Below are 13052 nucleotides of genomic sequence, written 5' to 3'. Positions count from 1 at the left end.
AAGGATTAAAAATGAAAACAAAATTTTTAGACAAAAGTATAGCCAGCGTAGTAAATATAATTTCAGCAACACTTGCGGTTATTTGGATAGCAATAATGTTTTTAATGGCATTTACTGCAATAAATGGAGTTGCTCTTATAATATTAGGATTTATTAGCTGGTTCTGTTTAGTTTTTTATTCAGTTAAATTTATAGGAGCAAAACATAAAAGTTTAGCTTAAAATATCAAATTTTGTAAATTTAGTTAAATTTGCGGAATTTTGCGCTAGTAGCTGAATTTTATTTGTTGTTTTAAAGTATGATTTTATGGTGGTTTTAGCTATGTTTTGTTTTTAAAATTTAGCGCATTTTGTAACGCTTTTTTTATTCTTTTTTTTATCGCGCTTTGTCGCAAAATTTGGTGTTTTAAGCTAATTTTTATTTTTTGTTTAATGCCTTATGAATGCGATTTTATCGTGTTTTTATGTGTTTTTAGTTTGAAAATTTATCCGCAATTTGCCACCTTTTTTTGTGTTTTTTATCCCCTTTTTTGTTATAGTTTGTAGCTGGATTTTCTTAGTTGAATTTGCGGAATTTTGCGCTAGTAGCTGAATTTTATTTGTTGTTTTAAAGTATGATTTTATGGTGGTTTTAGCTATGTTTTGTTTTTAAAATTTAGCGCATTTTGTAACGCTTTTTTTATTCTTTTTTTTATCGCGCTTTGTCGCAAAATTTGGTGTTTTAAGCTAATTTTTATTTTTTGTTTAATGCCTTATGAATGCGATTTTATCGTGTTTTTATGTGTTTTTAGTTTGAAAATTTATCCGCAATTTGCCACCTTTTTTTGTGTTTTTTATCCCCTTTTTTGTTATAGTTTGTAGCTGGATTTTCTTAGTTGAATTTGCGGAATTTTGCGCTAGTAGCTGAATTTTATTTGTTGTTTTAAAGTATGATTTTATGGTGGTTTTAGCTATGTTTTGTTTTTAAAATTTAGCGCATTTTGTAACGCTTTTTTTATTCTTTTTTTTTATCGCGCTTTGTCGCAAAATTTGGTGTTTTAAGCTAATTTTTATTTTTTGTTTAATGCCTTATGAATGCGATTTTATCGTGTTTTTATGTGTTTTTAGTTTGAAAATTTATCCGCAATTTGCCACCTTTTTTTGTGTTTTTTATCCCCTTTTTTGTTATAGTTTGTAGCTGGATTTTCTTAGTTGAATTTGCGGAATTTTGCGCTAGTAGCTGAATTTTATTTGTTGTTTTAAAGTATGATTTTGCCGTGTTTTTAGCTATGTGCTTTATTGGCTATTTGTTTTAGGGGGTGGTTAGCTAGCTTCGCAAGCTTCGCTATCTAACCACCATTTTTGAACCGCAAGCGTTTCAAAAATAAGCCTTATGAGCGGGGGGAACCCCCCGCAACGCCCCCCAAATGATTTATTCTTTTTATTATTCTTTTTATTATTCTTTTTATTATTCTTTTTATTATTCTTTTTATTATTCTTTTTATTATTCTTTTTATTATTCTTTTTATTATTCTTTTTATTACTACTTTTATTATAAAAAAATTATTAGTGGCTAACGCCACAAAAAAAGGGGAAAAAATAAACTTTTGCGGGGATTATATGATTTTAAGGGCATTTTGCGCTTAAAAAATAAAGCTAAAATTTTAAAAGCTCAGCATAATGAAAATATCTTAAATTAAGTGTTATTTAAGCTTTTTTTATGTATAATTATGCTATCAAAACAAAAAAACGATAAATCATCATTTAAAAAATAGGAGTTTAAAATGGCTGGGTATTATAAATATAGTATGAGCAATAATGCTGTAAAAGCTTACAAACAAGGCGAAAAGCCATTATCTAAATGGACAAAAACTGAAATACTAAGTAATGTAGAATTTGCTGACGAAGTAGCAAAAGAGACAGCCGACAAAGCGATAGCAGCATTAACTAGATTAAACTTAGCAGAGCTGAGAGAATTTATTTTAGAACAATCTAGTTGGCATCATACTAGTATGTTTTATAATGTTACAAATTTTTATGAAGTTGATAAATGTTTTGATGAAGAAACTGCACAAAATATGGAACAGCTTGTGGCAGAAATAATTCAAGACAGACCTCCACGAACAAGAAAAGTAAAACAAGAAAAGCTTTTAGGCAAAATAACTGTTGCTGTTTATGGCGATTACAACCCTAGAAAACAACGCGCCACTTATTTAGGTGAGGACACAAAAGAGGGTGAAGTTAAAAATGGTTGGCTATGCTATGATGGTGGCAGATACAAGATTGCTGCTAACAAAACTCAAAGTATTGAGTATAAAATTAAAGATTATTGGCTTAACTTAGAAGAACAAACATTAGATAATCAAAAATTTAGGTTTGCGCTTGGACAAGAAATATATTATTGTGGCTATGTTCTCGATTGTAAAAACCGCAAATTCAAAAAGCGCGGTGATAAACAATATAGAGAACAAGCAAGAATATTGTTCGATTGGGATAATATTTTAGAAAAAGTTGATAGCGCTTTAGGCCGATAAATAATCTGCTAAAAATAAATAATTGCGCTAGCTTTAAATTTTAAGCGCGGGCAACCGCGCAAATTTTAAATAATTTTTAAAAATAAAAAGGAGTTGTAAATGAGTGATTATGAAATCATTAAGGATTTTATTAAAAGGCTTTTGGAGCCAGAGTATTATAAAGCAAGTTATGTTTTGCAGTCAAGCGACATTGTAAAGAAAGTTAATGAAGTAAAAGATTTGACTTTCAATGAAGCATTTGCAAAATTCTTAGGATTAACTCAAAAACTTGCAGAAAATGACTATGCTCGTATGGTTAGTGAATTTGAAACTATGTTTAATGTCAAATGAGTTAGAGATATAACTTAAAATTTGCGGGCTTGCCCGCGCAAATTTCAAAAAAGGATAAAAAATGGAAAGTAAAAACATTTTCAAGGCAAATATTATTGTATCAGAGTTAGGCGATTTTTTTGAAGAGCTAGATAATGAAACAGAAAAAAGATTTTTGAATATTTTAAACAAAGAAAATTTTTCTTTGGCTGATGGCGAGCTAAGTCAAAACGCGTGGGATATAGACAGTGATGAAGCCTTTTTTTGTAATCTCATAAGAACATATGAACAAAAAGAAAATCTTTTTGATGAAAACACTTGCTATGAAATGATAGACAATTTTTCAAGAGAATATAATATGAACTTATACAAAAATGACGATAGCGAACGCACACAGCGCAGTATTTATAACGCAAAAATTGATATTTGGGATAATTACACCAAGTTTTTGAAAAATTTAGCGTGGTGGTATAGTGTTACTGAGTTTAAAGAACAAAACGCGCTTTTAGACGAACTCAGCGAAATTTGCGCGGAGTTTGATGATGAAAGCAGGCTAGAGTATGATGTAACCGTCTTTACAAGTATGGGCAAAGTTAAGATGATGAATAATGAGAGAGTAGATGTGATAGCGCTAATCGCACGCGCTAAACCCATACTTAACGAGCTTCAAAAGACGACCAAAGGTTATTACATCGGTGAGCTATTAGAAAAAGCCGAAAAGTTATTAAAGCGCAATAGCGAAAATAAAATCTTTATAGATAACAATATAAACTTTGAATATCTCTATGATAATAACTTATTTTATCGCGCACCAGGAATGCGGGCGAAAGAGATACTCTAAAATTTGCGGGCTTGCCCCGCGCAAATTTTAAAAAAAGAAGAAAAAAATGAATATCAAAGAACTAACAAACGAGCAATCAAAATGGCACAAACAAGTAAAGCGAAAAAAACATCTTACAATCTTTATTGAATGTGGATTGCGGGACAGATTAGCAGAAATAGTTAATCAATACTTACAAAAAGGCGATAAAATCAGCTTAATAGGCGAGCTTTGCCACAGCGTGTGGCAAGATGAAAGTACAGGCCAAATGCGCAGCAAATATTACATAAAATTAAATGAATTAGATTTGCCAGCTAGAAAAAGCGAAAGAAAATAAAAAGGACAAAAAATGGATATACAAGAAGTGCTAAATGCGCTTAATAACACGAGGAAAAAAATAAGCGAACTCAAAATCGAGCTAAACGAAAAAGCACAAGATGAGTTAGCAGATTTAATAAATCACGATGACATATTGGTAGATGTTAGATGTAGATTATATGATGGAACATTAAGCATTGTGCTTTACTATGTAAAGCAAGCTTCAATGCGCAATCCGCGCGATTTAGAAAGAGATTGCAATTGGGGTAATTTTATAGTTAGCACTGCTTGGGGTAATTTGATACTTAGCACTCCTAGCAGAGATGCGCAAAAAATAGACAGATTACTTAAATTTTGCGACACAATTCACATTTGAAAAATATGCAAGGACAAAAAATGAAAGTAAAAATTGGAGAAGTGTTACTTAGATATGCACATCTCAAAAATAATACAACAATCTAAAAGGAGTAAAAAATGTTAAACACTATAATGATACAAGGAAATTTAACGCGCGCGCCAGAATTTCGATTTTTACAAAAAAGTAATATAGCATTAGCTAAAATTACTATTTGTAATAATAAATATTTCAATAATAGCAACAACGAAAAAACGCAAAAAACTTGCTTTATTGAATGTGAATTGTGGGGTAGATTAGCAGAAATAGCTAATCAATACTTACAAAAAGGTGATAAAGTCAGCTTAGTAGGCGAGCTTTGCCAAAGCGTATGGCAAGATGAAAGCACAGGCCAAATGCGCAGCAAACATTACATAAAAGTAAATGAATTAGATTTGCCAGCTAAAAAAGGCCAAACGCCAGCGCAAGAATTATCTAATAACACAGAAAATTATGTAGATATGCCACAACAAGAGCAAGAACAACCGCAACCGCAAGCGCAAAATTTTGATAATTTGCGCCCTGGCGATAACTGGGACAAAGCGATTGTTGATGATAATTTCCCAAACGATGATGATATGCCATTTTAAATTAAAGTAAAATTTTTAAGGTTTCTCAAATCTTAAAGTAAATAAAAAATAACAGCGAGAAACCTTAAAGCAATTCAAAGCATTAAATAATAACAAATAAAAAATAAGCGTAAAAATTAAAGTAAATATTTATTAAATTATAATTTTTATAATAAAATGCCGTAAAACAATGATTAATTAATGTTTTAAAGCTACTTTGTTGGTTAAGGTGATTTTGTTTAAGCTCCGCAATTTGCCACCTTTTATATTAAGTTTAAGTATTTTTAATAATTTTAAAAATAGGTTAAAATGATTAAATAGTGGCAAAAAAGGCAATTTAACAAAAATAAAAATTTTTGTTTAAGCTCCGCAATTTGCCACGCCCTACATATATATAAAAAAATATAAAATAAAAAGGGAAAAAAAGAATTTGATTTATTAAAATTTGTTTATTGTGTTTTTTTAAAAAAATAAATTTATTTAATTGTTAAATTCGCGTTTAAATTTTTTTAAAATTTTAGTTTAAGTATTTTTTTTGTTTTTAAAATTTATTTTGTTAAGGGTGCAGGAAACTTAAAATTTTTAAAAATTAAGCATATCATTTGTGTTGAGATGAACTTATGCAGCCCCCGAAGTTTTTTAAAATTTTGATATTTAGAATACAGGCGCGCATTTTTTTTTGAAATTTTAATGTTTTTTTGAATTTTTGCATTTTAAGCATTTTAAGAGTTAAAAAGAATGTTAGACAATACTTTATATGCGATAAGTAGTTTTTATTGATTTATGAGCTTGCTAGGTAGCTTAAAATAGCATTTTATGTTTTATTGAATTATTTAATTTTACACCGCGCAAAAAATTTTTAAAATTTTTATATTTTTTAAAATGCCATTAAAATATTGTAAAATCAATATTACAGCGCATTTTCATTTTTTTTGTGTGTTAATTATTTTAGTTATGTGTGTAGTAAATTAAATTAAGCTTAAAGAAGTTATTTTTAAAATTAGCGCAAAATTTTAAAAAAAGGATAAAAAAATGGCACTAAACTTTATGCTAGATGATTTAAACGCACAAATGCGAAAAGCACAAGAAGCACAACTTGCAAAAGAGCAAGCACAAGAAGAGCAAAAACAAGCTCAAATAAGAGCTAGGCAAACTCAAAACGAAAATACTTCTTTTAATGCTAGCAATAAGCAAAATTCAAACAATGCCCCAGACAATAAAGCTAAAAGCGATGAATTACAACAAAACAACACGCCAGCCAAAAAAATTGATTTTACCACCAACACTTTGGAGCAAATAAGAGAAAATAACGACATTAAACAAGCATTAGAAAATTTAGATAAACAAGAGCTTTTAAACAGCGAAAAAGAAAAGCTAAACAAACAATATCTAAAAGAATTAGAAGAATTAGAGAAAAAATATAATCTAAGCTCAAATATTCAAAATTTAAATAATGTGCTAGATAGCAAAACTAAAAGCGATGAATTGATACAAGAAGAAGTGGATTTTATACAAAAAGTAGATAGCCCCGCTAAAAAAATTGATTTTACCGCGCATACTTTGGAGCAAACAAGAAAAAATCCAAATATTAAAGAAGCATTAGAAATTTTAGATAAACAAGAGCTTTTAAGCGATGAAAAAGAAAAACTAAACGAACAGCACAAGCAAAATTTAGAAAATTTAGACAAAAAATACAATAAAAACGCAGATACAAAAGAAAAGCCAGAGCAAAGCGAACAAAACACTTTAAAAGATGAAGCTACACAAAATACCCTAGATGAAAAATATTTACAAGAATTAGAAGCTTTAAATAACATACATAAAGCGCGCCTAGAAAAAATCGAAAACGAACGCTTAGAACACGAAATGAAATTTCAAAAAGCAATAGATAATCTCTCTAACGCTGATAGCGCAGCAGATATTCTAACAAATTTAAAAAATTTGGATAAAGCTTTATCCTTAATCGTAAATAGCGCATTTGATGAAAGAAACGAGCGAGCCTTACAAAGAGAAGAAAAGCTAAATGTAGCCTTTAAAAATGGCGAAGTAAAAGAAGTAATTACTAGTTTTGTGAAAGAATTACACAACAAAGAAAAAGAAACTAAAAAAGGTTATCAAATAATGCAAAAATCAAAAGAATTTTATGTAGATTTATCAAAAGCCAATGAAATACAAGAAAAAAGCCCAGCCAACAAAGATAATTTTAACAAAATACAAACTCTTTATAGCGATTTACACAAAAAAGGCAATGAAGAGCTTTTAAAATATTTTAAAAATAATTATCCAAAAACTTATAAACAAGCCCAAGAAACACTTAATTTAGAAAAAGACAAAACACAAGAAAAATCATCATCACAAGGATTAACACGATGAAAAAATTAGTTTTATCAATCGCTGCTGCTGCTTTATTATTTACAAACGCAAACGCAAGTGGCATACCTGTGGTAGATAGCGCAAGCATAGCTCAAAGAACTGTAGAGAATGTCAAAAGTTATACGCAACAGATAAAGAGCTATGCTAACGATATTTTAATGTTTAAACAAATGGTTTTAGATACTTTAAATTTTGAAAAGCATTTGAAAGAATTAGGCATAGATTTAAACGAATTTGCCGAAATTTATGGCGAAGTAATGGGAACTATTGATGATATGCAAAATTTTTACGCTGACTTAACAAATTTGCCTGATGATTTTTTCAAACAATTTGAAAGAATGCAAAACGCTTGCACTTATTTAACTAAAAATGTAGATGGTTTTCAAGGCGCAGTTGATAATGCCAAGAGCCTTAAACGCTCGATAAATAGGTGTTTATCAATCGTCCAAAGCCAGCCAGTAATTAAACGCTCACTTGCTAAATTAGAACGCGATTTACAAAAAGCAACGGATTTTAAAGAAATTCAACGCATACAACAGCAAATGCGAAACATAGAAAACGCGCAAGCATTTGCAATACAAACAGCAAACCAAGAAAGAATAGACAAAATTTTAGCTAGCTATGATGATTTTTATTTTAACACAAGCGACAAAAACCCATATTCATTAAAAGCAAAAACAAAATCTATTCAAAATCTTATCAATCAAACTATGAAAGACGATTTAAGCCAAAAAGAAACGACAGCATTAACAAACTCAATTTTATTGCAAATGTTACAAACAAATAATCAAATGTTTGAAATGCAAATTCAAACAGCCTCCGTTATGGTGGCAAATCAAAATGATAGAAAATCATTTTCAAAGCAATTAACCGAAGAAGATTTAGATAAAGAAACGCCAACTTATTATTTCCCAGAAAAAAATGTGCCAGCAATGCCAAAAGATAAGTATGGCTTGCCTGTATTTACTTTTTAAAATTTTAAATCTTATAAAGGACAAAATATGAAAAAATCATTATTTATGTTAAGCTTAGCTAGCGCACTAGCATTAAGCGCAAATCAAAATTTAGAGTTGCCATTATCACAAAATTTGGCTAATCAAACATTACAAGGCGACCAAAAATCCGCTTGCGAAGCTATTTTATGCTTACCGGCAAGCTCACGCCCTAGCGAATGCAAACCAAGCGTAAAAAAATATTTTTCAATTATAGGCAAAAAACCAAGCGACACAGCAAATAAACGCAAGCAATTCTTAAACAAATGCCCCGCAGATAATACACCCCAAATGCAAGCTATTAAAGACGCAATTGTAGCAGGCGCGTTTTCTAAAATAACTAATAAATATTGCGAACCTAGCCATTTAAATTCGCAACCAGGCGTTTATAAATCTTGCATTATTGATGATATTGAATGCCGTCAAAAGAAACAAATAACTAATAATGATTTTCAAGAGAAAGGATTAACATTGGGTAATAGGCTCGCAATTAGTCTTATTTTAACACCAAAAAATCCGCCTACTTTACCAAAAGAATGTGAAAGCGAACCTTTAAGTTATAAATGCCACGCCAAAGGGCGTGGAATTAGTTGTGGTTGGGAAGTTGATGAATGAATAATCTAACTAAAATACCTTTAAATGAAATTCTTGCCAATAATGGCTACATTTACGATAGAAATAAAGATAGTCAAAGTTGGCGCGTATTAAAAAATCAAAACAGCGATAAAGTTATTGTAAGCAGAAGTAAAAATGGTGATTATCTCTATTTTAACCCCCAAGATGATAGAGATAGGGGCAATATTTATAATTTTTGTCGCAATCGTGGCATAAAGCCTGATGATTTGCTAAACGGGAAAGCAATTAGCGATTTTAAAGATGAAATCCCTATAAATGCCGAGTATAGCAATGTTTTTGCGATTAAAAAATACAAAGAATTAGAAAATATAAAAGAAAGCAATTATTTTACGGAAAAAAGAAAAATTGATAAAGAATTTTTATCCCTTTTTTCAGGCTTAAAAACTGATAGTTACAATAATATTGCCGTGCCTACATTTATAGTAAATCAAGTTTATGATAAAAATTTGCTAACCCAAAGTGGTTTTGTGAATTATTTAAATAATCCAATAAAAAAAGACAAAGACGGCAAATTATATGATAAGCCAATTAAACAGCTATGCTATGGTGAAAAAGGCTTAGAAATTTTAAAATCAAAAGAAAGCAAAAAAGCACAAATTCAGCATATCATTATTTGTGAAAGCATTATTGATAGTATATCATTAGCACAAATACACAATTACAACTCAAAAGATGTGTTATTGTGTGCTACAAACGGACAATTTACAAAAGCACACAATGAAGTTTTAAAATATTTACAAGATGAATGCAAAGACGCTAATTTTATTCTAGGTTTTGATAATGATAAAGCAGGCAAAGAATACAAAGAAAAAGCCTTACAAGTATTATCAAAAGAAAAAGTAACCATCATAAATCCCATTTTAAAAGATTTTAACGATGATTTAATAATCTCGCAGGCTTTACATATTAAGCCAAAAGAATTAAGCCATAGTGCCATTTTACAAGAAGTTATGAAATTAGAAAAAAATGCTAATTATGTAAAAGAAAAATACGATATTCTTTTACCGCAAGCAAGAGATGAAGCCTTTATTAAAACAAATCAAAAAGATTATCCAAAATTTCAATTATTAAAAGAAAAAGCAAGCCAGGCAATAAACTTTAATTTTGAAAGAATAGAAAAAACTTTTAAACAAGTCAAAGAAATTAGCGGTAATTTTCAAAGCAGAAGTATTTAAATCAAAACGGGAATAAGTCCCGTTTATTATTCTTTTTATTATTCTTTTTATTATTCTTTTTATTACTACTTTTATTATAAATAATTTATTAGTGGCTAACACCACAAAAAAAGGGGAAAAAATAAACTTTTGCGGGGATTATGTGATTTTACAGGCATTTTGTGCTTAAAAAATAAAGCTAAAATTTTAAAAGCTCAGTATAAGAAAAATATTTTAAATTAAGTGTAATTTAAGCTTTTTTTGTGTATAATTATGCTATCAAAACAAAAGGAAAAAAGATGAAAACAAAATATGATGAAATATGGGAATTTGAAACAAAAATGGGAGTTTGGGACGAATATGCCATAGTATTAAGAAATTTGGCTAATTGGTGTATGGCAGCTGACAGTGAGTATAGAACGCAAGAACAAAAGGAACTTTTGAAACAACTACTCAGCAAAGTTTGCGCTGAATATGTTTTTTCTTTTGCTGTATTTTGCTTTAAAGATACTTTAAATTATGATATAAAAGACAAAGACGAAAAAACAACATACAAAATTAACAATGAACGCATAAATATAATAGAGTTAATCACGCGCGGGAAAAATTTGGTTAGCGAGTTTGACAAAATAGCTAGAAATTTTAATGATAAATATACACACGAATTTTTAGAATTTACACACAAATTTTTAAAACAAGCAAATTTCTACTTAGAATGCAACAAGAAAAACAAGGTTTTTATAAACAATGATATAAATTATAATATTGAATTAACACCAGGCTATGGAATAAAAATTTAAAATATTGCGGGCAACCGCGCAAATTTCAATAAAAGGAGAAAAAATGAAAAAAGAAAATGTTTTTAAACAAAATTTGGCAGAGAGCGAGCTACCAAAATTTTTAAATGAAATGCTAGATGAGCAAGAACAAAAAAGATTTTTAGAAATTCTTAATAACGAGAATTTCGAGTTAGTCAATGAAGTAGTAGATACTTGCGATGATGAGTGGTTTTTTGCTTATAGTGTGCTTACATATCCAGAACGCGAGAACCTATTTACAGAATACGCAATGAATATAATTGATGATTATGCTTATAGATATAACACAGCATTATATGAAAATAGCATCCCAGCCAGCCGCGACAAAAGAGAAGCAGTTAATTCAGTGTGGAAAGAATACACAAATTTTATCAAAGATGTAGAAATATGCATTGAGTATAAACTAGAAGTCGCAGGAGATGACGACAACAGCGAGCTAATAGATGAGATTATGAATATTAGCGATAAAATTAGTGCTTTTACTAATTATGGCGATTTAGAATATTTCAAATGCGATGGCTATCATTACACAATAAATGAAACGCGCGTTGATGTTGTAGAAGCTATTACTACGATAAAAGAGCTAGTAGAACAATCTAGCGAGCAGCTGAACTCGCTAGACGCTTATTATCATTACAAAAGCGCACAAGAAATTATCGAAAACGCCGACAGCTTGCTAAAAAAAGCTAAAGAAGGATTATATGGCGCAATAATAAACAATCGCGTTACCTTTAATTACCTTTTTTTCAACAATATGGTTCGCCACGACATGCAAGATAGAGAGCTTTGAAAAAGCGAGGGCTAAAAAATGAGTTTTATAGATGCCACTAACAAAGAAAAAATTTTTTCTAAGTTAAAAACTGAAATAAAAAATACGATAGAACCTAAAAAATATTATATAGGGCGAGTTATGAGAGAGAATTTAAAAAATAAAGCTCAAGACAAAAATGTTAGCGAAAATGGTATTACATACAAACTTTTGTATGAACTAGCAGAGGAAGAAATCGAATTCTTGATGGCTGACGTGGAATGGTATAAAACTCGGCTTGAAAAAGAAAAATCAAAAAAGTGGTATAAAAAATTATGGGAGAGCGTTAAAAATGAGTTTAGCAAGCGAGATTAAAAATAGCAAGAGATATTTTAAAATTTGCGGGCAATCGCCCGCGCAAATTGTTAAATTAAGCGAATTTAGGTAGTAGGTTATATTGCGGGCTTAGCTTGCCCGCGCAAATTTTCAAAGTAAGGAAGTAAGTTATAACATTTTTAGTGTTATTTAATATTTTTTTAAGTGTAAATTTATTATAATTTACATTACAATTTATATTATTAAAAAGGATAAAACAATGAAAAAAATTTTAGCATTAAGTGCAATTATTGCACTTTTTACAGGTTGCACAGAGCTTAACTTGCCAAAACCACAAATGAGCCAAAGCGCAAAAACAAGTGGTAGTGATAGTGAATATTTAGATTGCTACAAATTATACCCAGAAGAAAATGATGATAAAGACAAAAAAAACTATATGAAGCGTTTTGGCTGTTTAAACGAAAATGGTGCTAAAAGGTCAGAAGAAATGCATAAATCCACAATCAAGCATTGGTGATATTTGAAAGTAGAAAAGAAAATGCAAGAACAATTAGGGTGCCCCGTTGGCGAAACTTACGAGGGCGATTTAATCTACAAATTCGCGGATGGTTGGGGCATTACATCACGCCGTGATATTTTAAGATTTGCTGAATATAACAAGAGCTGGCAAACGCCAAATCGCGCCGTGGTGCTAAGCCAAGTTTTAGATATTAACGATAAAACGCTAATAAGCGATATTCTAAATAATATCATCGACTTGCGCGCGCTGGTGGTTGATAATTTTTTTATTGATTTATTAGAGCATACAATTGACGATGATGGCTTTGAACTTGATGAAACTTGGGAGAGCAACGAATATTATGATGTAGAAATTTTGCTCTATCGCGGATGGGTAGTCAATTTAGACTCACTCGAAGTTATCGAGCAAGGCGAGCAAAGCAAAGAGATAGAGAGCAAGCTAAACGCGCTAATAAAAGCACTTGATTATAGAGAGCTTGGGCGCGAGAGCTTTGTGGAGCAGAGCTATTTTAACACCACCGCTCAAGATGAAAATTACATTGATTTGTGAGAAC

Annotated in this window: 16 protein-coding genes; all 16 read left to right on the top strand. The window is 30.2% G+C overall.

Translation table 11 applies throughout. The features are described from left to right. The first annotated feature begins 11 nt into the window (after positions 1 to 11). The 16 genes from CINF_RS03220 (at position 12) to CINF_RS03145 (ending at position 13048) form a co-directional block, all read left to right on the top strand. Positions 12 to 221 carry a hypothetical protein gene (locus CINF_RS03220; RefSeq protein ID WP_179975728.1) on the top strand — a complete coding sequence of 70 codons (210 nt, stop codon included), beginning with the start codon at positions 12 to 14 and terminating at the stop codon, positions 219 to 221. 1541 nt (positions 222 to 1762) lie between these two features. Continuing rightward, on the top strand, positions 1763 to 2512 hold the full coding sequence (locus CINF_RS03215; protein ID WP_179975727.1) for a hypothetical protein: 750 nt from the start codon (positions 1763 to 1765) through the stop codon (positions 2510 to 2512). Between the two features lie 99 nt (positions 2513 to 2611). Further along, on the top strand, positions 2612 to 2842 hold the full coding sequence (locus CINF_RS03210; protein WP_179975726.1) for a hypothetical protein: 231 nt from the start codon (positions 2612 to 2614) through the stop codon (positions 2840 to 2842). A gap of 61 nt (positions 2843 to 2903) precedes the next feature. Continuing rightward, positions 2904 to 3662 carry a hypothetical protein gene (locus CINF_RS03205; protein WP_179975725.1) on the top strand — a complete coding sequence of 253 codons (759 nt, stop codon included), beginning with the start codon at positions 2904 to 2906 and terminating at the stop codon, positions 3660 to 3662. Positions 3663 to 3708: 46 nt separating this feature from the next. After that, positions 3709 to 3978 (top strand): single-stranded DNA-binding protein, encoded by a 270-nt coding sequence (locus CINF_RS03200; protein ID WP_179975724.1) that lies wholly within the window; start codon positions 3709 to 3711, stop codon positions 3976 to 3978. A gap of 12 nt (positions 3979 to 3990) precedes the next feature. Continuing rightward, complete coding sequence (locus CINF_RS03195; protein ID WP_179975723.1) at positions 3991 to 4335, top strand: hypothetical protein; 345 nt, start codon at positions 3991 to 3993, stop codon at positions 4333 to 4335. A 98-nt stretch (positions 4336 to 4433) separates the two neighbouring features. Beyond that, positions 4434 to 4943, top strand: coding sequence for a single-stranded DNA-binding protein (gene ssb, locus CINF_RS03190; protein ID WP_179975722.1), 510 nt, complete (start codon positions 4434 to 4436; stop codon positions 4941 to 4943). Between the two features lie 1011 nt (positions 4944 to 5954). Beyond that, positions 5955 to 7295, top strand: coding sequence for a hypothetical protein (locus tag CINF_RS03185; protein WP_179975721.1), 1341 nt, complete (start codon positions 5955 to 5957; stop codon positions 7293 to 7295). After that, a complete protein-coding gene (locus tag CINF_RS03180; RefSeq protein ID WP_178696665.1) occupies positions 7292 to 8269 on the top strand; it encodes a TrbJ/VirB5 family protein in 978 nt (325 codons plus the stop codon). The genes CINF_RS03185 and CINF_RS03180 overlap by 4 nt, the downstream gene beginning before the upstream one ends. A gap of 27 nt (positions 8270 to 8296) precedes the next feature. After that, a complete protein-coding gene (locus tag CINF_RS03175; RefSeq protein ID WP_179975720.1) occupies positions 8297 to 8902 on the top strand; it encodes a TrbM/KikA/MpfK family conjugal transfer protein in 606 nt (201 codons plus the stop codon). Further along, positions 8899 to 10098, top strand: coding sequence for a toprim domain-containing protein (locus CINF_RS03170; protein ID WP_179975719.1), 1200 nt, complete (start codon positions 8899 to 8901; stop codon positions 10096 to 10098). Before CINF_RS03175 ends, CINF_RS03170 begins: the two co-directional genes overlap by 4 nt. 278 nt (positions 10099 to 10376) lie before the next feature. Further along, on the top strand, positions 10377 to 10877 hold the full coding sequence (locus CINF_RS03165) for a hypothetical protein (protein WP_179975718.1): 501 nt from the start codon (positions 10377 to 10379) through the stop codon (positions 10875 to 10877). A gap of 43 nt (positions 10878 to 10920) precedes the next feature. Beyond that, positions 10921 to 11685 (top strand): hypothetical protein, encoded by a 765-nt coding sequence (locus CINF_RS03160; protein WP_179975717.1) that lies wholly within the window; start codon positions 10921 to 10923, stop codon positions 11683 to 11685. Between the two features lie 18 nt (positions 11686 to 11703). Further along, positions 11704 to 12018 carry a hypothetical protein gene (locus tag CINF_RS03155; RefSeq protein WP_179975716.1) on the top strand — a complete coding sequence of 105 codons (315 nt, stop codon included), beginning with the start codon at positions 11704 to 11706 and terminating at the stop codon, positions 12016 to 12018. Between the two features lie 220 nt (positions 12019 to 12238). After that, positions 12239 to 12496, top strand: a complete 258-nt coding sequence (locus tag CINF_RS03150) for a hypothetical protein (protein ID WP_178696670.1) — start codon at positions 12239 to 12241, stop codon at positions 12494 to 12496. Positions 12497 to 12517: 21 nt separating this feature from the next. Beyond that, positions 12518 to 13048, top strand: a complete 531-nt coding sequence (locus CINF_RS03145) for a hypothetical protein (protein ID WP_179975715.1) — start codon at positions 12518 to 12520, stop codon at positions 13046 to 13048. The last annotated feature ends 4 nt before the right edge of the window (positions 13049 to 13052 follow it).

This window comes from Candidatus Campylobacter infans (genome assembly GCF_013416015.1).
Classification (GTDB): domain Bacteria; phylum Campylobacterota; class Campylobacteria; order Campylobacterales; family Campylobacteraceae; genus Campylobacter; species Campylobacter infans.
This window is presented reverse-complemented; position numbering and strand designations above follow the sequence as displayed.